Annotated in this window: 32 protein-coding genes; 31 read left to right on the top strand and 1 reads right to left on the bottom strand. The window is 57.4% G+C overall.

Annotation, left to right across the window (positions count from 1 at the left end):
* Positions 1-10: 10 nt before the first annotated feature.
* On the bottom strand, positions 11-1,504 hold the full coding sequence (gene gltX, locus FOM92_RS10040; protein WP_143776741.1) for a glutamate--tRNA ligase: 1,494 nt from the start codon (positions 1,502-1,504) through the stop codon (positions 11-13).
* Positions 1,505-1,627: 123 nt separating this feature from the next.
* Here gltX and FOM92_RS10035 point away from each other — a divergent pair, with 123 nt between their 5' ends.
* From FOM92_RS10035 to FOM92_RS09885, 31 genes are all read left to right on the top strand, one after another.
* Positions 1,628-3,001 carry an alkaline phosphatase PhoX gene (locus FOM92_RS10035; protein ID WP_143776740.1) on the top strand — a complete coding sequence of 458 codons (1,374 nt, stop codon included), beginning with the start codon at positions 1,628-1,630 and terminating at the stop codon, positions 2,999-3,001.
* A 320-nt stretch (positions 3,002-3,321) separates the two neighbouring features.
* Entirely contained in the window at positions 3,322-4,353 is a 1,032-nt protein-coding gene (locus FOM92_RS10030) for a type III polyketide synthase (RefSeq protein ID WP_143776739.1), read from the top strand.
* Entirely contained in the window at positions 4,350-4,871 is a 522-nt protein-coding gene (locus FOM92_RS10025) for an isoprenylcysteine carboxyl methyltransferase family protein (RefSeq protein WP_143776738.1), read from the top strand. Before FOM92_RS10030 ends, FOM92_RS10025 begins: the two co-directional genes overlap by 4 nt.
* A gap of 228 nt (positions 4,872-5,099) precedes the next feature.
* On the top strand, positions 5,100-5,471 hold the full coding sequence (rpsL, locus tag FOM92_RS10020; protein WP_143776737.1) for a 30S ribosomal protein S12: 372 nt from the start codon (positions 5,100-5,102) through the stop codon (positions 5,469-5,471).
* Positions 5,472-5,552: 81 nt separating this feature from the next.
* Positions 5,553-6,023: a 30S ribosomal protein S7 gene (rpsG, locus tag FOM92_RS10015; protein WP_143776736.1), complete on the top strand. Its 471-nt coding sequence runs from the start codon at positions 5,553-5,555 to the stop codon at positions 6,021-6,023.
* A 72-nt stretch (positions 6,024-6,095) separates the two neighbouring features.
* A complete protein-coding gene (gene fusA, locus FOM92_RS10010; protein WP_143776735.1) occupies positions 6,096-8,168 on the top strand; it encodes an elongation factor G in 2,073 nt (690 codons plus the stop codon).
* A 91-nt stretch (positions 8,169-8,259) separates the two neighbouring features.
* Entirely contained in the window at positions 8,260-9,450 is a 1,191-nt protein-coding gene (gene tuf / locus FOM92_RS10005) for an elongation factor Tu (RefSeq protein ID WP_143776734.1), read from the top strand.
* Positions 9,451-9,597: 147 nt separating this feature from the next.
* Complete coding sequence (rpsJ, locus tag FOM92_RS10000; RefSeq protein ID WP_022672862.1) at positions 9,598-9,909, top strand: 30S ribosomal protein S10; 312 nt, start codon at positions 9,598-9,600, stop codon at positions 9,907-9,909.
* Between the two features lie 225 nt (positions 9,910-10,134).
* Positions 10,135-10,983: a 50S ribosomal protein L3 gene (rplC, locus tag FOM92_RS09995; RefSeq protein WP_143776733.1), complete on the top strand. Its 849-nt coding sequence runs from the start codon at positions 10,135-10,137 to the stop codon at positions 10,981-10,983.
* A gap of 3 nt (positions 10,984-10,986) precedes the next feature.
* Positions 10,987-11,613 (top strand): 50S ribosomal protein L4, encoded by a 627-nt coding sequence (rplD, locus tag FOM92_RS09990; protein ID WP_143776732.1) that lies wholly within the window; start codon positions 10,987-10,989, stop codon positions 11,611-11,613.
* A complete protein-coding gene (locus tag FOM92_RS09985; RefSeq protein WP_143776731.1) occupies positions 11,606-11,917 on the top strand; it encodes a 50S ribosomal protein L23 in 312 nt (103 codons plus the stop codon). Before rplD ends, FOM92_RS09985 begins: the two co-directional genes overlap by 8 nt.
* A gap of 10 nt (positions 11,918-11,927) precedes the next feature.
* Entirely contained in the window at positions 11,928-12,764 is an 837-nt protein-coding gene (rplB, locus tag FOM92_RS09980; protein ID WP_143776730.1) for a 50S ribosomal protein L2, read from the top strand.
* A gap of 3 nt (positions 12,765-12,767) precedes the next feature.
* Entirely contained in the window at positions 12,768-13,043 is a 276-nt protein-coding gene (gene rpsS / locus FOM92_RS09975; protein WP_143776729.1) for a 30S ribosomal protein S19, read from the top strand.
* Entirely contained in the window at positions 13,043-13,423 is a 381-nt protein-coding gene (gene rplV / locus FOM92_RS09970) for a 50S ribosomal protein L22 (protein WP_143776728.1), read from the top strand. The genes rpsS and rplV overlap by 1 nt, the downstream gene beginning before the upstream one ends.
* Before the next feature lie 3 nt (positions 13,424-13,426).
* Positions 13,427-14,131 carry a 30S ribosomal protein S3 gene (rpsC, locus tag FOM92_RS09965; RefSeq protein WP_143776727.1) on the top strand — a complete coding sequence of 235 codons (705 nt, stop codon included), beginning with the start codon at positions 13,427-13,429 and terminating at the stop codon, positions 14,129-14,131.
* 15 nt (positions 14,132-14,146) lie between these two features.
* On the top strand, positions 14,147-14,581 hold the full coding sequence (gene rplP / locus FOM92_RS09960) for a 50S ribosomal protein L16 (RefSeq protein WP_143776726.1): 435 nt from the start codon (positions 14,147-14,149) through the stop codon (positions 14,579-14,581).
* 1 nt (position 14,582) lies between these two features.
* On the top strand, positions 14,583-14,792 hold the full coding sequence (rpmC, locus tag FOM92_RS09955; protein WP_143776725.1) for a 50S ribosomal protein L29: 210 nt from the start codon (positions 14,583-14,585) through the stop codon (positions 14,790-14,792).
* A 10-nt stretch (positions 14,793-14,802) separates the two neighbouring features.
* Complete coding sequence (rpsQ, locus tag FOM92_RS09950; protein WP_143776724.1) at positions 14,803-15,072, top strand: 30S ribosomal protein S17; 270 nt, start codon at positions 14,803-14,805, stop codon at positions 15,070-15,072.
* A 4-nt stretch (positions 15,073-15,076) separates the two neighbouring features.
* On the top strand, positions 15,077-15,445 hold the full coding sequence (gene rplN, locus FOM92_RS09945) for a 50S ribosomal protein L14 (RefSeq protein ID WP_143776723.1): 369 nt from the start codon (positions 15,077-15,079) through the stop codon (positions 15,443-15,445).
* Between the two features lie 2 nt (positions 15,446-15,447).
* Positions 15,448-15,768 (top strand): 50S ribosomal protein L24, encoded by a 321-nt coding sequence (gene rplX, locus FOM92_RS09940; RefSeq protein WP_143776722.1) that lies wholly within the window; start codon positions 15,448-15,450, stop codon positions 15,766-15,768.
* Positions 15,761-16,345: a 50S ribosomal protein L5 gene (gene rplE / locus FOM92_RS09935; RefSeq protein ID WP_143776721.1), complete on the top strand. Its 585-nt coding sequence runs from the start codon at positions 15,761-15,763 to the stop codon at positions 16,343-16,345. The genes rplX and rplE overlap by 8 nt, the downstream gene beginning before the upstream one ends.
* Positions 16,345-16,650 (top strand): 30S ribosomal protein S14, encoded by a 306-nt coding sequence (gene rpsN, locus FOM92_RS09930; protein ID WP_143776720.1) that lies wholly within the window; start codon positions 16,345-16,347, stop codon positions 16,648-16,650. The genes rplE and rpsN overlap by 1 nt, the downstream gene beginning before the upstream one ends.
* Positions 16,651-16,662: 12 nt before the next feature.
* Positions 16,663-17,058 (top strand): 30S ribosomal protein S8, encoded by a 396-nt coding sequence (gene rpsH / locus FOM92_RS09925; RefSeq protein ID WP_143776719.1) that lies wholly within the window; start codon positions 16,663-16,665, stop codon positions 17,056-17,058.
* The gene (gene rplF, locus FOM92_RS09920) at positions 17,058-17,591 is read left to right on the top strand and encodes a 50S ribosomal protein L6 (RefSeq protein ID WP_143776718.1); all 534 of its coding nucleotides are present in this window, start codon (positions 17,058-17,060) and stop codon (positions 17,589-17,591) included. The genes rpsH and rplF overlap by 1 nt, the downstream gene beginning before the upstream one ends.
* 3 nt (positions 17,592-17,594) lie before the next feature.
* Complete coding sequence (gene rplR / locus FOM92_RS09915; RefSeq protein ID WP_143776717.1) at positions 17,595-17,948, top strand: 50S ribosomal protein L18; 354 nt, start codon at positions 17,595-17,597, stop codon at positions 17,946-17,948.
* Between the two features lie 2 nt (positions 17,949-17,950).
* Positions 17,951-18,643, top strand: coding sequence for a 30S ribosomal protein S5 (rpsE, locus tag FOM92_RS09910; protein WP_143777801.1), 693 nt, complete (start codon positions 17,951-17,953; stop codon positions 18,641-18,643).
* 5 nt (positions 18,644-18,648) lie between these two features.
* Entirely contained in the window at positions 18,649-18,825 is a 177-nt protein-coding gene (gene rpmD, locus FOM92_RS09905) for a 50S ribosomal protein L30 (protein ID WP_143776716.1), read from the top strand.
* A gap of 119 nt (positions 18,826-18,944) precedes the next feature.
* Positions 18,945-19,457 (top strand): 50S ribosomal protein L15, encoded by a 513-nt coding sequence (gene rplO, locus FOM92_RS09900; RefSeq protein ID WP_143776715.1) that lies wholly within the window; start codon positions 18,945-18,947, stop codon positions 19,455-19,457.
* A 184-nt stretch (positions 19,458-19,641) separates the two neighbouring features.
* Positions 19,642-21,018 (top strand): preprotein translocase subunit SecY, encoded by a 1,377-nt coding sequence (secY, locus tag FOM92_RS09895; RefSeq protein ID WP_143776714.1) that lies wholly within the window; start codon positions 19,642-19,644, stop codon positions 21,016-21,018.
* A gap of 35 nt (positions 21,019-21,053) precedes the next feature.
* A complete protein-coding gene (locus tag FOM92_RS09890; RefSeq protein ID WP_143776713.1) occupies positions 21,054-21,704 on the top strand; it encodes an adenylate kinase in 651 nt (216 codons plus the stop codon).
* A gap of 44 nt (positions 21,705-21,748) precedes the next feature.
* Positions 21,749-22,444, top strand: coding sequence for a hypothetical protein (locus tag FOM92_RS09885; protein ID WP_143776712.1), 696 nt, complete (start codon positions 21,749-21,751; stop codon positions 22,442-22,444).
* Position 22,445 lies beyond the last annotated feature (1 nt).

The following is a 22,445-nucleotide window of genomic DNA, read 5'->3' as shown; positions in this document are numbered from 1 at the left end:
GACCCCGCGCTCAATCGGTCTTTTCAGCTGCCAGCAACGCTGTCCAGGCCTCGACCTCTTTCTTGCTGGCGGGACCCAGAAGTTCCATTGCGTGGCGCAGGCGTTCGCGGATGATGTCGCGGCCGAGATGGACGATGGCATCGAACAGCGGAACGCCCTGCGGCTGGCCGGTGATCGCGATATACATCGGCCGGATGACATCCTTCAGCTTGGCCTCCAGCACTTCGGCGGTACGGCGCAGGGTTGTTTCGACGCCTTCCTTGTTCCATTCGACCAGGCCGTCAAATTGCTGCAATGCCAGCGTATAGGCCGCGCGCTGCTGGTCCTGATCAATCTTCACGCCGTCACGCAAGGCATCGGCAGTCAGGCCGTCGATGCGGTTCATGAAGAACATGCCCGTCAGGCTGCCGAGATCCGACAATTTGGTAATCCGTGCCTGCGCCATTTCGGCAATCGGGGTCAGATAGCTATCGTTCAATGCCCATGCTTTTACCGCGTCCAGAAACTGGCCAACATCCAGTTCTTCGCGCAGATAGCGGCCATTGAGCCAGTCCAGCTTGGACGTGTCAAACACCGGCCCGCCGAGCGAGATATTGTGGACGTCAAAACCGTCGATCAATTCCTGCAGGCTGGTCTTTTCATCCTCTTCGCTCGCGCTCTTGATGAACAGGCCGAGGAAATTCTGCATCGCCTGCGGCAGGTAACCGGCACGCTGGTAACAGAGGATTGACGTTGGATTCTTGCGTTTCGACAATTTCGATTTGTCGGCATTGCGCAACAGCGGAAGATGCGTCAGCACCGGCGGTTCCCAGCCGAAATACTGGTAGAGCAGCAGATGTTTGGGTGCGGACGAAATCCATTCTTCGCCCCGCATCACATGGGTGATGCCCATCAAATGGTCATCGACGACATTCGCCAGATGGTAGGTCGGCAAGCCGTCCGATTTCATCAGCACCTGCATATCGACGACGGCATTTTCAAATTCGATTTCGCCGCGCAGCGTATCGTGCACCACACATGTCCCTTCGGTCGGGATTTTCATGCGGACGACATGGCTGACGCCTTCGGCATCCAGCTTTGCGCGGTCGGTATCGGTCAGTGACAGGCAGGTGCCGTCATATTTGGGCGGTTGCTTTGCCGCGATCTGGTGCCGTCGCATCGCGGCCAGCTTTTCCGAGGTGCAGTAGCATTTGAACGCATGGCCATCGGCCAGCAGTCGGTCGCAATGTTCGGTGTAGATCGCGCTGCGTTCCGATTGGCGATAAGGGCCGTGCGGTCCGCCGACATCGGGGCCTTCATCCCAGCTGAGACCCAGCCAGCGCAGCGAATCCAGGATCATCTTTTCCGATTGCAGGGTGGAGCGCGCCTGATCGGTATCTTCGATACGCAGCAGGAATTCGCCGCCATGCTTTTTGGCAAAGCAGTAATTTATCAGAGCAATATAGGCTGTGCCGACATGGGGATCACCGGTTGGGGAGGGCGCAACGCGCGTACGAACGGTCATGGAAAAAAGTGCCTTCAATTGAAAATGTGCCGCGCTCTACCAAGGTGCAACACGCTTGTCATCTTTCGCAACGAATAGCATGAAGCCGAGGTCCTGATCCTGGGTCAACCAAGAGGTTATATCATGCAATTTAGCCGTCGCAGTTTCAATTTCGGTCTGGGCAGTCTCGCCTTTGCGGGTCTTGCGCAACGTTCGCTTGCCCAGATGCCACCCGCGGCGCGCAGCGAGGTGTCCGGTTATGGTGCCCTGTTGCCCGATCCCGATCATCTGATCGATCTGCCGAAAGGCTTTACCTATCAGGTGATTTCACGTTTCGGCAATGTGATGGACGACGGCTTTGTTGTTCCCAATGCCGGAGACGGAATGGGCGCTTTTGCAGCCGGAAAAGGCAAGGTCGCACTTGTCCGCAACCATGAACTCAGCCCCCGTGATCTGCGTTTCGGGCCGTTTCCAGGGAAGGTTGGTGCCGAGGTTCGGGCCTATGACCGGATGGCGGACGCTGGCGGCATGCCGCTGCCCGGCGGGACGACGACGCTGATATATGACCTGAAGTCCGGCCGGAAAGAGGCCGAATGGCTCAGCCTGTCGGGAACGATCCGCAATTGCGCAGGTGGCATCACGCCATGGGGAAGCTGGCTGACCTGCGAAGAAAATGTCACGCGCGCCGGGCAGGGCGTGGGTCAGGATCATGGCTATGTTTTTGAAGTGCCTTCGGCCCATAAGGGCCTGGTCGACCCTGTGCCGTTAAAGGCAATGGGCCGGTTCAACCATGAGGCCGCCTGCGTCGACCCGCGCACCGGCATTGTCTATCTGACCGAAGACCGGGACGACAGCCTGCTCTACCGCTTCATCCCCAATGTGCGCGGGGAACTTGCCAAAGGTGGCCGGTTGGAGGCGCTGGCCTTGGGTGAGGCCGGAATTAAGGATAGCCGGAACTGGACCGGGGCGGCTGTGCTGCGCGGCAAACCGCTGCGTGCCAACTGGATACCGCTCGACAATCCCGAAAGTCCCGATGACGATCTGCGGCTGCGCGGCCATGCTCTTGGCGCGACGCTGTTTGCACGTGGCGAAGGAATCTGGTGGGGCAAGGGCGAGCTTTATTTTGCCTGCACCGATGGCGGGGCGATGAAACTCGGCCAGATCTTCCGCTATGTGCCTGCGGTGAACGAGGGCTTCCCCGGCGAATCTGACGCGCCGGGACGGATCGAGCTTTTTTATGAATCACAGGATGCCGCGGCCTATAATTATGGCGACAATCTGTGTGTCATGCCGAACGGGCATCTGATGGTCTGTGAAGACCAGTATACCGATATTGCGGACAACCATCTGCGCGGCATCACGCCCGACGGCAAAGCCTATGTCTTCGCCCGCAGCCGCGTGCAGACCGAATTTGCCGGCGCCTGCTTTTCGCCCGACGGATCGACCATGTTCGTGAATTTCTACGCGCCGACCATGACGCTGGCGATCCGGGGGCCTTGGCACAAAGTGCGGGGGTAGCGACGTTGGGGACAGTCTCCAACCGCTCGTTTTACCTCCCCTTCCACGTCACCCTGAACTTGTTTCAGGGTCCATTTTTCAGCTACTTCCGCTGTCGCTGCGTTCCACCGCACAGTGACGCACGATTGCGTGCGTCATACACCATCGGGTGCTGCTGCACGATGGACCCTGAAACAAGTTCAGGGTGACGGATTTGGGTGGAGAGAAATAACTTCACAAAACGCTCCCCCAACATCAAACATTGCACTACTATGTTTATTCATCCGGATGCTATATAATGATTGGCTCTTTCCCCTGGCCCTGTGTATCGGTTGAACAATATGTCGCACCTCTCCCCCCGTCTTCGCGCCATTGGCACGGCGCTGCCTGATCATCTGCTGACCCAGCAACAGGTGCTGGATATATTGGCAAAGGATAAGGGCAAGGCTTTGCCGGCGCGCCTCGCGGATATTCTTGGCAATACCGGAATAGAACAGCGCCACATTGCCATGCCGCCGGAATATTATTTTGGCGATCGGTCCTGGTCGGGACGGGCGCAGGTCTATGAAGATGCGGCGGCGCGGATGTTTCAGGATGCGGCGAACATGGCACTCGACCGTGCGGGACTGTGTCCTGCCGATATCGGACAGATTGTCTTTGTATCGACCACGGGCACGATGACACCCAGCCTGCCAAGCCGGATGATTGCCATAATGGGTTTTGCGCCCGACACGCGCTGTGTCCCCTTGTTCGGCTATGGCTGTGCAGGCGGGGCGATCGGCCTTGGTGTGGCCGCCGACCTGTTCCGCGCCGCGCCGGAAAAGCCCGTTCTGCTCGTCAGTCTCGAACTGTGCAGTATCGCCTATGATCATAGCCGCATGGACAAGAAAGACATGGTGGCGCTGGCCCTGTTTGCCGACGGTTGCGCAGCAGCGATTGTGGGAGCAGGGGAGGGGCCGGAGCTGTCGGCCTTTGCCAGCCATATCTGGCCCGAGACGCTGGACATGATGGGTTGGGAAATTGGCGAAACCGGCTTTGACCTGGTGCTCGCCCGGAATATCCCTTCTTTTGTGAACAGCGACTTTGCGCCGGTGTGCGATGCTTTTCTGGACAGCCAGTCTTTGGCCAAGGGGGATCTGGGCGAATCCGCCTGCCATCCCGGAGGTGGCCGTGTTGTCGATGCCCTGGCCGATTATCTGGAAGATGACCTGACCGAAACCCGCGCCGTGCTTCGCAGGAATGGCAATATGAGTTCGCCCACCGTGTTGTTTGTGCTGGAACGGGTTCTGGCCAAGGGACCGGTTTCCAAACCCATGCTGATGACCGCGCTCGGGCCGGGCTTTGTGGGCGCGATGGGGGTATTGCGGCCATGACACCCCTTGACTGGCCACTTTGGGCACAGATTGTACTGGCCTATGTCGTGGTGCAGCGGCTGGCCGAGCTTGCCTATGCCAATGCCAATACCCGCCGCCTGTTGAGCGAAGGCGGGCGCGAACATGGGCGGGACCATTATCCGCTGTTCATCGTGCTGCATAGCGGATGGCTGATTTCCATTGCGCTGTTTGCCGTGCCATCGGCGCAGCCTGACCTCATCCTTTTAAATGCCTTTATTGCCAGCCAGACCTTCCGTTTCTGGACATTGGCGAGTATTGGCCGCTGGTGGACGACCCGCATCATCAGTGCACCGCATTTCCCGAGGGTCAAAAAAGGGCCCTACCGTTATATAAAGCATCCCAATTATGCGCTGGTGGTGGTGGAAATCGCATTGCTACCCCTGTTGTTGGGCGCACCGGCCATGGCGATCACCTTTTCGATCCTGAACGCCGCGCTTTTGTGGTGGCGGATCCGGATTGAGGAGGCGGTGTTGTCGGAACGGCAATCGGACGGGTGACGAAGCGGCCGGAAGGTTTCAATTGCAATTATTTTCTTGAACCTTGACCCACGGCCGGTCCGGCGCTAATGGCGCGCCTTCGCGATACTATGAGTGTGATTCTCGCATGGGTCGTGAAAACTCAATTTAGCTAGCACATTATGTGACAGGTCGGGTGGGTTAAAGGCTGCGCCTCCACCGCAACAACGCCTTGCTACATAAAGTAACCGCTTCTTTTAAGGTGAAGATATGCCAACGATTAACCAGCTGGTCCGCAAGGGCCGGACGCCGCAGAAGACCAAGTCGAAGGTCCCTGCGATGGACCAAAACCCACAGAAGCGCGGCGTTTGCACCCGCGTTTACACGACGACCCCGAAAAAGCCGAACTCGGCTTTGCGTAAGGTTGCGAAGATCCGTCTGACCAACCAGCGCGAGGTTATTTCCTACATCCCTGGCGAAGGCCACAACCTGCAAGAGCATAGCGTTGTGCTGATCCGCGGCGGCCGCGTACGCGACCTTCCCGGTGTGCGTTACCACGTTCTTCGCGGCGTACTCGATACGCAGGGTGTCAAGGACCGCAAGCAATCGCGTTCCAAATATGGTGCAAAGCGTCCGAAGTAATTCGGCCCGCTTTCCATTGGCGGACCGGCATGGCGCGCAACGGCGCAGCCAGACGGTCCAAAGAGACAAAGGAAATTTAATATGTCACGTCGTCGTCGTCCCGAAAAGCGCATCATTCTTCCCGATCCCAAATTCGGTGATATCGTGCTTTCGAAATTCATGAACAACCTGATGCTGGACGGAAAGAAGTCCGCAGCAGAGCGTATCGTTTATGGTGCCCTGGAAACCGTTGAAGCACGCGCGAAGAAAGATCCGCTGCAGACCTTCCATGAAGCACTGGACAACGTAAAGCCCGGTATCGAAGTCCGCAGCCGCCGCGTCGGTGGTGCGACCTATCAGGTGCCTTGCGAAGTTCGTCCCGAGCGTGCGCAGGCTTTGGCTATCCGCTGGTTGATCGGCGCTGCACGTAACCGCAGCGAAACCACCATGGCTGCCCGTCTTTCCGGCGAATTGATGGATGCTGCGTCGAACCGCGGCAACGCTGTCAAAAAACGGGAAGATACGCACCGTATGGCCGAAGCCAACCGTGCATTTGCGCACTACCGCTGGTAATAATCAGCGGGTTCGCAACGCTGGGAAACTAAACAGGACCGTATTGGCGGCCCACACTTCGGAGTAAAGACCATGGCACGCAGCCATCCACTCAATATGTATCGCAATATCGGTATCATGGCGCATATCGACGCCGGTAAGACCACGACGACCGAGCGTATCCTTTACTACACCGGCAAATCGTACAAGATCGGTGAAGTGCACGATGGTGCGGCCACCATGGACTGGATGGAGCAGGAGCAGGAGCGTGGTATCACCATCACCTCTGCTGCAACCACCTGCTTCTGGAACGACCACCGCATCAACATCATCGACACCCCCGGCCACGTGGACTTCACCATTGAAGTCGAACGTTCGCTGCGCGTGCTCGACGGTGCGGTTGCCTGCTTCGACGGCGTTGCCGGTGTGGAGCCGCAGTCGGAAACCGTATGGCGTCAGGCCGACAAATACGGCGTTCCGCGTATGTGCTTCATCAACAAGCTCGACCGTACCGGTGCGAACTTCAAATATTGCGTGCAGTCGATCATCGACCGTCTGGGCGCGAAGCCGGCTGTTCTCTACATTCCGATCGGCCTTGAATCCGATCTGAAGGGTCTTGTCGACCTGGTCGAAAACCGTGCGATCATCTGGAAGGATGAAAGCCTGGGCGCCGAATTCTTCTACGAAGAAATCCCCGCCGACCTCGCTGACGAAGCTGCGAAATATCGTAACGAACTGATCGAACTGGTTGTCGAGCAGGACGATGACGCCATGGAAGCCTATCTGGAAGGCAATGAGCCTGACGTTGCGACCATGAAGAAGCTAATCCGTAAGGGCACGCTGAACCAGTCGTTCGTTCCCGTCTGCTGCGGCTCGGCGTTCAAGAACAAGGGCGTCCAGCCTCTGCTCGACGCTGTTGTCGACTATCTGCCTTCGCCGCTCGACATTCCCGATGTTCAGGGCGTGAAGATGGACAGCGACGAAAAGGACAGCCGTCCGCCTGCAGACGATGCTCCGTTCTCGGCTCTGGCGTTCAAGGTCATGAACGACCCGTTCGTGGGTTCGCTGACCTTCATCCGTATCTATTCCGGCACCCTGACCAAGGGCACCTACCTGAACTCCGTCAAGGACAAGAAGGAAAAGGTCGGCCGTATGCTCGAAATGCATGCGAACGAGCGGAAGGATATCGACGAGGCATTTGCCGGCGACATTATCGCGCTTGCCGGTATGAAGGAAACCACCACCGGCGACACGCTGTGCGCCGAACGTTTCCCGATCGTTCTGGAGCGTATGGAATTCCCCGAGCCGGTTATCGAGCTTTCGGTGGAACCCAAGACCAAGGCTGACCAGGAAAAGATGGGCATCGCGCTCAATCGTCTGTCGGCTGAAGATCCCTCGTTCCGCGTGTCGACCGACCATGAATCGGGCCAGACCATCATCAAGGGCATGGGCGAACTGCACCTCGACATCATCGTCGACCGCATGCGCCGCGAATTCAAAGTGGAAGCAAATGTGGGTGCACCACAGGTTGCCTACCGTGAATATCTCGCCCGTGAAGTCGACATCGACTACACCCACAAGAAACAGTCGGGTGGTTCGGGTCAGTTCGGTCGCGTCAAGTTCACGGTCAAGCCGGGCGAGCGCGGTTCGGGCATCATCTTCAACGATGAAGTCAAGGGCGGTAACATTCCGAAGGAATATATCCCGTCGGTCGAAAAGGGCATGCGCGAGACAGCCGAATCAGGCTCGTTGATCGGCTTCCCGATCATCGACTTCGAGATCACCCTCTATGACGGTGCCTATCACGACGTCGACTCTTCGGCCCTCGCCTTCGAAATCGCAGGTCGTGCCGCAATGCGCGAAGCTGCACAGAAGGCAGGCATCAAGCTTCTTGAGCCGATCATGAAGGTTGAAGTTGTAACTCCCGAGGAATATCTTGGCGACGTTATCGGCGACATGAATTCACGTCGTGGTCAGATCCAGGGTACAGACAGCCGCGGTAACGCACAGGTTGTCGAAGCCATGGTGCCGCTGGCCAACATGTTCGGCTATGTGAACCAGCTCCGCTCGTTCACACAGGGACGTGCCAACTATTCGATGATCTTCCATCATTATGATGAAGTTCCGTCGAACGTTGCGGCTGAAATCAAGGAGAAGCTTGCCTGATTGGCAAAACAGGATTAAGGGCGGCGCCTGATTCAGCAGGCGTCGTCCCAACTGGTCACATTATACCCTATTCGAAAGAAGGTTTGAAAAAATGGCAAAGGCTAAATTTGAGCGGACGAAACCGCATTGCAACATCGGCACCATCGGTCACGTTGACCATGGTAAGACCACGCTGACCGCAGCGATCACCAAGGTTCTGGCTGACCAGGGTCTGTCGGAAAAGGTCGACTTCGACAATATCGACAAGGCACCGGAAGAGCGCGAGCGCGGCATCACCATTTCGACCGCACACGTCGAATATGAAACCGAGAACCGTCACTACGCACACGTCGACTGCCCTGGCCACGCTGACTATGTTAAGAACATGATCACCGGTGCTGCGCAGATGGACGGCGCGATCCTGGTTGTGAACGCTGCTGACGGCCCCATGCCGCAGACCCGCGAGCACATCCTGCTTGCACGTCAGGTTGGCGTTCCTTCGCTCGTCGTTTACATGAACAAGGTTGACCAGGTCGACGACGCTGAAATCCTTGAACTGGTTGAAATGGAAGTTCGCGAACTGCTGTCGAGCTATGATTTCCCCGGTGACGACATTCCTGTTGTCAAGGGTTCGGCTCTCGCCGCTCTCGAAGGCCGCGACGACGAAATCGGCAAGAACTCGATCCTCGAGCTGATGGCAGCTGTTGACAGCTACATCCCGCAGCCCGAGCGTCCTGTCGACAAGCCCTTCCTGATGCCAGTTGAAGACGTGTTCTCGATCTCGGGTCGTGGTACCGTTGTGACCGGCCGCGTCGAAACCGGCGTTGTAAAGGTTGGCGAAGAAGTTGAAATCGTCGGCATCCGCGACACCAAGAAGACCACCGTTACCGGCGTTGAAATGTTCCGCAAGCTGCTCGACCAGGGTGAAGCTGGCGACAACATCGGTGCTCTGATCCGTGGCGTAGGCCGTGAAGAAGTTGAGCGTGGTCAGGTTCTCTGCAAGCCCGGTTCGGTTACGCCGCACACCGAGTTCTCGGCAGAAATCTACGTGCTTTCGAAGGATGAAGGCGGCCGTCACACGCCGTTCTTTGCGAACTATCGTCCGCAATTCTACTTCCGCACCACCGACGTAACCGGCGAAGTTATCCTTCCCGAAGGCACGGAAATGGTTATGCCTGGCGACAACGTAACCATCTCGGTCAAGTTGATTGCACCGATCGCTATGGACCCGGGTCTCCGCTTCGCAATTCGCGAAGGTGGCCGCACCGTCGGTTCAGGGGTTGTCAGCGCAATCTCGAAGTAATATAGGCCGCGCATCCCGCCCGGGTCTCTGATTCGGGCGGGCCGGTTTTAAGAAATTCAAAACAGCTGCTCCGGCTTCCAAAAGGCAAGTCGGACATGCTGTTTTTCGGCTCTTTGATATTGATAGAATTTGGAATTTGGTGAACCCATGGAAACGCAGAATATTCGCATCCGTCTGAAAGCATTTGACCATCGCGTCCTCGATCAGGCGACAGGCGATATCGCAGACACCGCACGCCGCACCGGCGCGCTCATCCGTGGACCTATTCCACTTCCTACCCGTATCGAAAAGTTCACGGTGAACCGTGGACCTCACGTTGACAAAAAGTCGCGCGAGCAGTTCGAAGTTCGTACCTACAAGCGGTTGCTCGACATTGTGCAACCCACGCCGCAGACGGTTGATGCTCTGATGAAGCTCGACCTTGCTGCCGGTGTGAATGTCGAAATCAAATTGGCGTAAGCCGATACCTCCGCAATGTGCGGAGTGAGACATTAGGAATACCGCCGGAGAATCCTCCAAGGATTTGACCGGGCTGCGTTCCCCGTCTTACCGAAAGGCTCACATGCTGAGCCAACGGTGCCTAGCCCGGACGGGGCATGCTTCAAATTCAGGGCTGGATTTAGGCGTCACGCCCTCCTGGCAATCCTGCCAGCCGGGCCTCTGACATAAGTTGGAGTATGGATCATGCGCACTGGCGTGATCGCGAAAAAGATGGGTATGATGCGCCTCTTCAATGAAGATGGCCGTCACGTACCTGTGACCGTTTTGGCGCTGGAAGGCTGCCAAGTGGTTGGAGCCCGCAACGAAGAGAAGGACGGCTATTTTGCTGTCCGCCTTGGTGCCGGCGCCCGTAAAGCGAAAAATGTAAACAAACCGCAGCGTGGCGAATTTGCCAAGGCACAGGTCGAGCCCAAGGCTCGCGTTGCCGAATTCCGCGTTGAAAATGCCGACGGCCTTCTGCCGGTTGGCGCATCTCTTTCCGCAGACCATTTTGTCGATGGTCAGCTGGTCGACATCACCGGCCACACGCAGGGTAAAGGCTTTGCCGGTGCCATGAAGCGTTGGGGTTTCGGTGGTATGCGTGCATCGCACGGCGTGTCGATCACCCACCGTGCCCATGGTTCGACGGGTAACCGTCAGGATCCCGGCAAGGTGTTCAAGAACAAGAAGATGGCCGGCCACATGGGCGACCGTCAACGCACCCAGCAAAATCTGGAAGTTGTCCGCACCGACGTCGCACGCGGCCTGATCTTCGTCAAGGGTTCGGTACCCGGTGCGAAGAATGGCTGGTTGCTGGTTCGTGATGCCGTCAAGGTTCCGACCCCGGAAGGCGCTCCTTTCCCCGGCGCGCTGAAGAACGACAATGAAGCTCCCGTCGTGGAAGAAGAAATCGTCGTCGCCACCGAGGAAGTCGTTGCCGACACTCCCGCTGTAGAAGCCGAAGCGCCTGCCGCTGAAGCTGCTCCCGCTGTCGAAGCTGCTGCTGAAGAAGCACCTGCTGCCGACGCCGGCGAAGAAAAGAAGGAGGGCTAAACCATGAAGCTCAAGGTTCAAACCCTCGACGCCAAAGCCAAGGGCGATATCGATCTGAATGATGATGTGTTCGGCATTGAGCCGCGCGCCGACATTCTGCATCGCGTTGTGACCTGGCAGCGTGAAAAAGCCCGCGGAACGGCCCGCCCAACGCGTGAGCGTTCGGACGTTGCCCGCACCGGCAAGAAATTCGGCAACCAGAAGGGTGGCGGTTCGGCCCGTCACGGTGACCGCGCTGCTCCGGTATTTATCGGTGGTGGTAAGGCCCATGGTGCCCGTTTGCGTGACTTCAACCCGTCGCTGAACAAGAAGATCCGTAGCCTCGGCCTCAAAATGGCGCTTTCGAGCAAAGCCAAGGCCGGCACATTGATCGTTCTGGAAGATCTGGAACTGAAGGCAGCCAAGACCGCTGCTCTCAAGGGTCAGGTTGGCAAGCTCGGCTTCGGCAAGACCACGCTGGTAATCGACGGTGATACCGTCAATGACAATTTCCGCATGGCTTCTGCCAATCTGGTCGGCATCAACGTGATGCCTGCTGTTGGCGCGAATGTGTATGACATTCTGAAGCATGAAACGCTGGTTCTGACCCGCGCTGCGGTTGAAAAGCTGGAGGCACGGTTCAATGGCTAAGTCAAAAGAAGCAATCGACGTACGTCATTACGACGTGATCGTTGCCCCGCACATCACCGAAAAGGCGACGCTGCTCTCCGAAAACAATGCTGTTGTTTTCAAGGTGAACGGCAATTCGACCAAGCCGCAGATCAAGGCAGCTGTTGAAGCCTTGTTCGACGTCAAGGTTCTGAACGTCAACACGCTGGTGCAAAAAGGCAAGACCAAGCGCTGGAAGGGCAAGCCCTACACGCGTTCGGACGTCAAGAAAGCGATCGTTACTTTGGCAGAAGGCCAGAGCATCGACGTGACCACCGGAATTTAAGGGCAGGATAATGGCACTCAAAAGCTACAAACCAACTAGCCCCGCCCGTCGCGGCCTTGTGCTCGTTGATCGTTCCAGCCTTTACAAGGGCGGCCCGATCAAGGCGCTGACCGAAGGCAAGAAAAAGACCGGCGGCCGTAACAACAAAGGCCATGTCACCTCGCGCGGCATCGGTGGCGGACACAAGCAGAAATATCGTCTGATCGACTTCAAGCGTCGCAAATGGGATATGCCTGCAACCGTCGAGCGTCTGGAATATGACCCCAACCGGTCGGCTTTCATCGCGCTTGTGAAATATGAAGACGGTGAACTCGCCTACATCCTCGCGCCGCAGCGCCTCGCCGTTGGCGACAGCGTTGTTGCCGGTGAAAAGACCGACGTGAAGCCTGGCAACGCCATGTTGCTGAGCCAGATGCCGGTTGGCACCATCTGCCACAATATCGAAATGAAGCCCGGCAAGGGCGGTCAGATCGCCCGTTCGGCAGGCACCTATGTGCAGCTCGTCGGTCGTGATGGCGGACGCGTTATCGTGCGTTTGAATTCGGGTGAGCAGCGCTACATCCTCGGCACCTGCATGGGTACCGTTGGCGCCGTTTCGAACCCGGACAATTCGAACACCACGCTCGCCAAGGCTGGCCGTAACCGCTGGCGCGGCATTCGCCCGCTGACCCGCGGTGTTGCAAAGAACCCTGTCGATCACCCCCATGGTGGTGGTGAAGGCCGTACCTCGGGTGGTCGTCATCCGGTTACGCCTTGGGGCAAGCCAACCAAGGGTGCGCGTACCCGCAGCAACAAGTCGACCGACCGGATGATCATCCGTTCGCGGCATGCTAAGAAGAAGAGGTAACTCATGTCTCGTTCCGTCTGGAAAGGTCCGTTTGTTGACCTCTATCTGCTGAAAAAAGCAGAAACCGCCCAGGATTCCGGGAAAGCTGCTCCGATCAAGACCTGGTCGCGCCGCTCGACAATCCTGCCGCAATTCGTTGGCCTGACGTTCAGCGTCTATAATGGCCACAAGTTCATTCCCGTTTCGGTGAATGAAGACATGGTTGGCCACAAGCTGGGTGAGTTCGCTCCTACGCGTACCTATCACGGCCATGGCGCAGACAAGAAGGGCAAACGCTAATGGGTAAGGCATCTGCACCCCGTCGCGTCGCTGACAACGAGGCTTTGGCCGTTGGCACCACCATCCGTGGTTCCGCGCAAAAGCTGAACCTCGTTGCTGCGCTGATCCGCGGCAAGAAGGCCGAAGACGCGCTGAATATCCTGACCTTTTCGACAAAGGGCATGGCTTCGGACGTTCGCAAGGTTTTGGCTTCGGCCATCGCCAACGCTGAAAACAACCACAATCTTGACGTCGACAGCCTGTTCGTCGCCGAAGCAAGCGTGGGCAAGGCGTTGACCATGAAGCGCTTCATGGCCCGTGGCCGCGGCAAGTCGAGCCGGATTCTCAAACCGTTCAGCCGCCTGCGCATCGTTGTGCGCGAGCGCCAAGAAGAGGCATAAGTCATGGGTCAAAAATCAAATCCTATCGGGCTTCGCCTGCAGATTAACCGGACATGGGACAGCCGCTGGTACGCCGAAGGTGCGGACTATGGCCGTATGCTTCTGGAAGATATCAAGATCCGCAAGTTCATCTTTGAAACGCTGCCCCAGGCTGCCATTTCGAAGGTGGTGATCGAGCGTCCGGCAAAGAATTGCCGCGTTTCGATCTACGCAGCTCGTCCCGGTGTGATCATCGGCAAGAAGGGTGCGGATATTGAGAAGCTGAAGAAGCAGATCAACCAGTTCACCAGCGCCGACGTTTCGCTGAACATCGTCGAAATCCGCAAGCCGGAAGTCGATGCGAAGCTTGTGGCACAGGGCGTTGCTGACCAGCTGATCCGCCGTATCGCATTCCGCCGCGCTATGAAGCGTGCCGTTCAGTCGGCGCTGCGTCTGGGTGCGGAAGGTATCAAGATCACCTGCGGTGGCCGTTTGGGCGGAGCAGAAATTGCCCGCGTCGAATGGTATCGCGAAGGCCGCGTTCCGCTGCACACGCTGCGTGCGAACGTCGACTATGCCGAAGCCGAAGCGCTCACCGCTTATGGCATCATCGGCATCAAGTGCTGGATCTTCAAGGGCGAAATCCTGGGTCACGACCCGATGGCAACCGACCGGCTGATGATGGAAGCGCAGACTTCCGGCGTCCGTCCGCAGTCCGATCGCCGCTGAGTTTAGGAACTAGACATGCTGCAACCAAAGAAAACAAAGTTCCGCAAACAGTTCAAGGGCCGCATTAAAGGCGACGCCAAGGGCGGTTCGGACCTGAACTTCGGCTCCTACGGCCTGAAGGCACTGGAACCCGAGCGGATTACCGCACGCCAGATCGAAGCGGCCCGCCGCGCGATTACGCGTCACATCAAGCGTCAGGGACGTTTGTGGATCCGCATCTTCCCGGACGTTCCGGTCACGAAGAAGCCTGCCGAAGTCCGTCAGGGTAAGGGCAAGGGTTCGGTCGAATATTGGGCCGCCAAGGTCAAGCCCGGCCGGATCATGTTCGAACTGGACGGCGTTCCTGGCCCGATCGCGGCGGTCGCTTTCCAGCGCGCTGCGATGAAACTGCCAATCAAGACCAAGGTCGTGGCGCGTCTCGGCGACACCTCGCATCTGGGAGCATCATAAGATGAGCAAGACTGAAGATCTGCGCGTCAAGACAGACGACCAGCTCGCCGTTCAACTCGGCGAACTGAAGCGCGAAGCATTCAACCTGCGTTTCCAATCGGCCACCGGCCAGATGGAAAAGCCGGCCCGCGTCCGTGAAGTGCGTCGTGACATCGCCCGCATCAAAACCCTGCAGGGCGAGCGCCAACGCGCCGCTGCAAAGACGGCATAAGGAGCCACCCATGCCAAAACGTATTCTCACCGGGACCGTGGTCTCCGACAAGAATGACAAGACCATTGTCGTTCTCGTCGAGCGCAAAGTGAAGCACCCGCTTTACGGCAAGATCATTCGTCGCACCAAGAAATATCATGCCCATGACGAAAACAATGTCGTCAAGGAAGGCCAAGTCGTCCGCATCGAAGAGTGCGCGCCGATTTCCAAGAACAAGACCTGGCGCCTGGTAGCTGACGCTGCCGCGGCTCCGGTCGCTGCTGCAACGACGGAGGATTGATCCCATGATTCAGATGCAATCCAATCTCGATGTCGCAGACAACAGCGGTGCAAAGCGCGTCCAGTGCATCAAGGTGCTGGGCGGCTCCAAGCGTCGTACTGCCGGCGTTGGCGACATCATCGTGGTGTCGATCAAGGAAGCCGCACCGCGGGGCAAGGTGAAGAAGGGCGACGTCCACAAGGCCGTCATCGTTCGCACCCGCAAGGACATCCGCCGTGCCGATGGCTCGGTGATCCGTTTCGACTCCAATGCTGCCGTTCTGATCGGTAACAACAAGGAGCCGATTGGCACCCGTATTTTCGGACCGGTTGTTCGCGAATTGCGCGCCAAGAACCACATGAAAATCATCAGCTTGGCACCGGAGGTGCTATAACAATGGCTCTCGCTAAAATCAAAAAGGGCGACACGGTTGTCGTGCTCGCCGGTAAGGACAAGGGCAAGTCGGGCGAAGTGACCGCCGTGATGCCAAAGGACAACAAGGTCGTCGTTTCCGGCGTCAATGTTGCCGTGCGTCACCGCAAAGCAAGCCAGGCTAACCCGCAGGGTGGTCTCGACCGCTTTGAAGCTCCGCTGCACATCTCGAATGTTGCATTGGCCGACCCCAAGACGGGCAAGCCGACGCGCGTTCGCGTTGAAACCAAGGACGGCAAAAAGGTCCGCGTGGCCGTGAAGTCCGGGGAGACGATCAATGGCTGATAAGAAATACACACCGCGCATGAAGCAGCGTTATGACGACACGATCGTCAAGGCGTTGACCGACAAATTCGGTTACACCAACCGCTTCGCTGTGCCGAAAATCGAAAAGATCACACTCAACATGGGTGTGGGCGAAGGTTCGCAGGACAAGAAGAAGGTTACGACCGCTCTTGCCGAAATGGAACTGATTGCCGGACAAAAGCCGGTCATCACCAAGGCGAAGAAGTCGATCGCCGGCTTCAAGCTGCGTGAAGGCATGCCGATCGGCGTGAAGGTCACCCTACGTGGCGCCCAGATGTACGAATTTCTTGATCGTCTGGTCACCATTGCGATGCCGCGTATCCGCGACTTCCGTGGCCTGAACCCGAAGAGCTTCGACGGACGTGGCAACTTCGCCATGGGCCTGAAGGAACAGATCATCTTCCCAGAAATCAGCTATGACGCCATCGAAACGGTGCGCGGCATGGATGTTATCGTAACGACTTCGGCAAACACGGACGACGAAGCGCGCGAACTGCTCAAGCTGTTCGGCTTCCCGTTCCCTGTAGAAGAAGCTGAAGAAAAGGCGGCTGCATAATGGCTAAACTGAGCTCCATAAACAAGAATGAGCGTCGCAAGAAGCTGGCAAAGAAATATGCCGGTCGTTATGCGAAACTGAAGGCGATGGCGAAGGACACTTCGCTCGACGAAAGCGAACGCCTGATTGCGCGTCTGAAGATGGCGGAAATTCCGCGTAACGGGAACCCGCATCGCGTTCGTAACCGGTGTGAAACCACAGGTCGCCCACGCGCATATTACCGTAAATTCCGGCTGTGCCGTATCCAACTGCGTGATCTGGCCAATAAGGGCCTGATCCCAGGCGTCACAAAGTCGAGCTGGTAAGGATAGAAGAAGATGTCATTGACCGATCCTTTGGGTGATATGCTCACCCGTATCCGCAACGGCCAGCGGGCGAAGAAAGACTCTGTCGTTTCTCCCGCATCCAAATTGCGTGCCCATGTTCTCGATGTTCTGCAGCGCGAAGGTTATATTCGCGGATACAGCGAAGAAACCATTGGCCAGCATCTGGGCCTGCGTATCGAACTGAAATATTTCGAAGGCGCGCCTGCGATCCAGCATGTTGCCCGCGTTTCGAAGCCAGGCCGTCGCGTCTATTCGGGAAGCCAGGAGCTGCCCGTTATCCGTAACGGTTTGGGTATCACCATCGTTTCGACGCCAAAGGGCGTTCTGTCCGACGCCGAAGCGCGCGCCCAGAACGTTGGCGGCGAAATCCTGGCGGAGGTATTCTGATGAGCCGCATTGGTAAGAAACCCGTTCCCATTCCTGCCGGCGTGACCGCCAGCATGGATGCAGGCACATTGTCGGTGAAAGGCCCCAAGGGCGAACTGAAGATGCCGATGAGCGACCTCATTTCCTATGAAATGAAGGACGAAGGTCTGTCGGTCATGCCTGCAAATGGCAGCAAGGCAGCTCGTGCATTCTGGGGTATGCAGCGTACATTGGTACAGAATCTCGTCACCGGTGTGACTGAAGGTTTTACCAAGGTGCTGGAAATCACCGGCGTTGGCTACCGTGCCAATGTTCAGGGCAAGACGCTGAAACTGCAGCTTGGCTACAGCCATGATGTCGATTTCGCGGTTCCCGAAGGTATCGAAATCAAGACGCCCGATAACACCACGGTGGAAATTTCGGGCATGGACAAGCAGAAGGTCGGTCAGGTTGCTGCCGAAATTCGTCGCTGGAGAAAGCCCGAGCCTTACAAGGGCAAGGGTATCAAATACCGCGGCGAGTATATCTTCCGCAAAGAAGGAAAGAAGAAGTAAGCCATGGCGAAACTATCTCTTTTTGCAAAGCGGCGCCTTCGCGTTCGTTCGAAATTGCGGGCCCAGGTTGCTGGCCGTCCGCGTCTTTCGGTGCATCGTACCGGCCGGCATATCTATGCCCAGATCATCGATGACAGCAAGGGCGTGACCGTTGCTTCGGCTTCGACACTGGACAAGGGCGCCAAGGCAAAGAACGGCTCGACCGCCGAAGCGGCTGCCGAAGTTGGCAAGCGCGTCGCGGCTGCTGCCCAGAAAGCTGGCGTTTCCAGCGTAGTTTTTGACCGTGGCGGTTTCCTCTTCCACGGTCGCGTCAAAGCGCTTGCCGATGCGGCGCGCGAAGGCGGATTGGAGTTCTGATGATGGCTGACGAAAATACCCAGACAGATGCACCAGTCGTTGACGGCGGCGCACCCGTAGACGCAGCCGGTGAAGGTCAGCGTCGCGGACGTGGCGGACGCGGTGGCGGCGAAGGCCGTGGCCGTGGTGGCCGTCGCGACGAGCGTCGTCCTGCACAGGAAGAAGATGATGGCACGATCGAAAAGCTCGTCCACATCAACCGCGTTTCGAAGACCGTTAAGGGCGGTAAGCGTTTCGGATTTGCCGCACTGGTCGTCGTTGGTGACGGACAGGGTCGCGTAGGCTTTGGCCATGGCAAGGCGCGCGAAGTGCCGGAAGCCATCAACAAGGCAACTGCGGCTGCAAAGAAGGCCATGATCCGCGTTCCCCTGAAGGACGGACGCACTTTGCATCATGATGGCCGTGGCCATTTCGGTGCCGGTAACGTAACCGTTCGTTCGGCACCTGCCGGAACGGGTATCATCGCCGGTGGTCCGATGCGCGCCGTATTTGAATCGCTGGGCGTTGCAGACGTTGTGACCAAGTCGGTCGGTACGTCGAACCCCTACAACATGATCCGCGCAACCTTTGCCGCTCTGGCAGACCAGACCAGCCCGAAATCGGTCGCGCAACGTCGTGGCAAGAAAATCGCCGATCTGTTGGGTCGCGGTGGCAGCAAGTCTGCTGAAGCCGACGCCGAAGCTATTGCGGAGTAATTGACATGGCGAAGATTAAAATCAAGCAGACCGGTTCGCCGATCCGCCGTCCTGCATCGCAGCGCGCAACTTTGAAGGGCCTTGGCCTCGACAAGCTGAACCGCGTTGTCGAACTGGAAGACACGCCTGAAGTGCGCGGTATGATCCGTGCAGTTCGGCACATGGTCGAAGTGCAAAACTGAAATATCATAGCCCTCCGCTTTGCCGGAGGGCTTGATTTGTTGAAAATAGTGCCGCAAGGCACGCCGCCCCTGCCTTTTGCAGGGACCAGCGCGAATTAAAGCGAAAGCGAGTGCAACACATGAAACTGAATGACATTAAAGACAATGAAGGCGCCCGCCATCGCCGTATGCGCGTGGGCCGTGGTATCGGTTCGGGCAAGGGCAAGACCTCGGGTCGCGGCCAAAAGGGCCAGACCAGCCGTTCGGGTGTTTCGATCAACGGATTTGAAGGCGGCCAGATGCCCCTCCACATGCGTATCCCGAAGCGTGGCTTCAACAACATCTTTGCCAAGGACCATGCCGAAGTGAACCTGGGCATGATCCAGAAATTCATCGACGCCAAGAAGATCGACATCAAGGCTGTTGTCGATCATGCCGCACTGAAGGCCGCTGGCCTGGCACGTGGTGGCAAGGATGGTGTCCGTCTGCTCGCCAAGGGCGAACTGACGTCGAAGGTGAACTTCGCGGTTGCCGGTGCTTCGAAAGCTGCTGTTGAGGCAGTTGAAAAGGCAGGCGGTAAGGTCGAAATTCTCGTGAAGGCTTCGGCTTCCGAGAAAGCGGCGGCGAAAAAATCGTCGGCGAAAAGCGCCTAAAGCATAAAATAAGACAGGCGGCGACGACTTCGCTCTTGTCATGCCAGCCCCGCTTCCCGATATGGGCTGGCGGGGTTTGACATTTCCGGGGGATAGCCGATGAATGTCAGGCGAAATTTGGGGTCCGGCGGTGCAGCGCGATAAATGCGATGCCCGTCTGATCCGGGAATAAGGAAAGTAACACATGGCATCTCGGGCCGACCAAATGGCTTCGAACCTCAATCTTTCGAAGTTCGGGCAAGCGACAGAATTGAAGAACCGTATCTGGTTCACGATCGGGGCGCTCATCATTTTCCGTTTGCTGAGCTTTGTGCCATTGCCCGGCGTAGACCCTGTTGCCCAGGCGGCACTTTACGCCAACAACGCCGCGGGCGGCGTATTGGATATTTTCAACACTTTCTCGGGCGGAAGCCTGGAGCGCATGAGTCTCATCGCGCTCGGTGTCATGCCTTACATTACCGCATCAATTGTTGTTCAGCTCGCGGCTTCGCTGTCGCCAACGCTGGCCGCCATCAAGAAAGAGGGCGAGAGCGGACGCAAGAAGCTTAACCAATATACCCGTTACGGCACCGTCTTCCTGACGGCGTTGCAGGGATATTTCCTTGCCGCGGGGCTGGAAAGCCTGGCCGCGGCCAATGGCATCAGCGCGGTTGTCGAACCCGGCCTCATGTTCCGGATCGTCGCCACGATCAGCCTGATCGGCGGCACCATGTTCCTGATGTGGCTGGGTGAACAGATTACGTCGCGCGGTATCGGTAACGGTATCTCGTTGATCATCATGGCGGGTATTGTGGCGCAGCTTCCGCGGCTTGTTGCCAACCTGCTGGAGGGTGGCCGCACCGGCTCCATCAGCGGTTTCGTCATTATCGGTTTTGTCGCCATGTTCGTCGGTCTGACCCTTTTGATCTGCTTCATGGAGCGGGGCCAGCGCCGCGTTCTGATCCAGTATCCGAAGCGCGCGACACAGCGTGGCATGATGCAGGCGGACCGCAGCCATTTGCCGCTGAAGATCAATACCGCTGGCGTTATCCCGCCAATCTTTGCTTCGTCACTGCTGCTATTGCCGATTACGATCACGCAACTGGGCGGCAACAAGGTCGCCGGTGAAAGCGCGATGGGCGATTTTGTGATCACCCTGAACCAGTATCTCGCCCATGGGCAGCCGGTTTATCTGCTGCTTTATGGTCTGGGCATTATCTTCTTCTGCTTCTTCTACACTGCGGTTGTGTTCAACCCCGAAGAAACATCGGAAAATCTGAAAAAGGCAGGTGGCTTCATTCCTGGCATTCGGCCCGGCAAGAACACCGAATCCTACCTCGACTATGTGTTGACGCGCATTACCGTGTTAGGCGCTGCCTATCTGACACTTGTCTGCTTGCTGCCCGACTATGTGATGGCACAAACAGGTCAGCAGCAGTTTTTTGCCATCGGCGGAACCAGCCTGCTCATTCTGGTCAATGTGACGATCGATACGATTTCACAGATCCAGAGCCATTTGCTCGCCCATCAATATGGCGACTTGCTTAAAAAGGCGAAACTTAAAGGTGGTCGCGCCCGCTAAAGGGGCCATCGGAACGATTGGGGGTTAGACGTTTCATGAATATCATCCTGTTGGGTCCGCCGGGAGCGGGAAAAGGTACACAGGCAAGTAACCTGGTTGATAATTTTGGCATGGCCCAGCTTTCGACCGGCGACATGCTGCGTGCCGCCCGCAAGGCGGGAACTCCATTGGGCGAACGTGTTGCGGCGGTGATGGATTCGGGCGGCCTCGTGTCCGACGAGATTGTGGACGATCTGATCTGTGATAAGCTGGATTCGATGCCGGATGAACAGGGCGCGATTTTCGACGGCTATCCGCGGACCGCGGCGCAGGCCCATTCGCTCGACAAGATTCTGGCCGATCGTGGACGCACCCTTGATTTTGTAATTGAACTGAACGTGGATGAGGACGCGTTGGTGGATCGCATCACCGGCCGTTTCACCTGCGCATCCTGTGGCGAGGGATATCACGACCGTTATAAACTGCCTAAGGTCGAAGGTGTCTGCGACAATTGCGGCTCGACCGAGTTCAAGCGTCGTCCCGACGATAATGAAGAAACGGTGCGGACGCGCATGGCGGAGTATCGCGCCAAAACGGCGCCGATCCTGCCCATCTACGACGAACGCGGTCTCGTCCGGCGTATTGATGGCATGCGGTCCATCGATGAAGTGACAAAAGAAATAGAAGCAATCATCGGCAAGAAGTAATTTTTGCCATTGCCGTGCGTAATCAGGCGCGGCAAAGTTGCACTATGAGAAAAGCCATCACATGTGCTGCAGGCTACCTGGCGTTTACGGCGCCCGCCTTTGCAGAGGTCAAAACTAGTTCCGATGCCGGATTCAACAGCGTCCATATCGCATCGGTCAAGGCGTCGCCGGACGAAATCTGGAAGCGCTTGATTGCGCCGAAAGATTGGTGGAACAAATCGCACAGCTGGTCCGGCTCGACCGAAGGTTTTTATATCGATGCGCAGGCCAATGGCTGCTTTTGCGAACTGTTTCAGGAAAAGGGCGCTGACGGGAAAGTGAAGACCGTCGGCAGCGTGGAGCATATGCGTGTCATTTTTTCCCAGCCCGGGAAAGTGCTGCGGATGCAGGGCGGGCTGGGGCCGCTGCAGTCCGAGGCGGTGACAGGGACGTTAACCGTCGCCATGGAACCGTCAAAGGACGGGCAGTCCACCAAGATCAGCTTCTCCTATGTGGTCGGCGGCTATATGCGCTACAAGGTCAGCGAAATCGCGCCTGCTGTGGATAGCGTTCTGGGTGACCAGTTCCGGCGCCTGCTGACACCCTTCGCTTCGGCCACCGAAGACACAGCCAGCGTCGATGGCTTTTCGCTGGATGTCGAAAATCTGAAGGATGAAGGGCCGGCCGAAGGGACGGAAAAAGCGCTGGAAGTCAAAAGCGACAATGATACCGGCGACGAACAAGCGCCTGCGCCAAAATAAA

This window comes from Sphingorhabdus contaminans (assembly GCF_007280415.1).
GTDB classification, from domain to species: domain Bacteria; phylum Pseudomonadota; class Alphaproteobacteria; order Sphingomonadales; family Sphingomonadaceae; genus Sphingorhabdus_B; species Sphingorhabdus_B contaminans.
The sequence above is the reverse complement of the archived record's forward strand: the minus strand, read 5'-3'. Positions and strand labels throughout refer to the sequence as shown.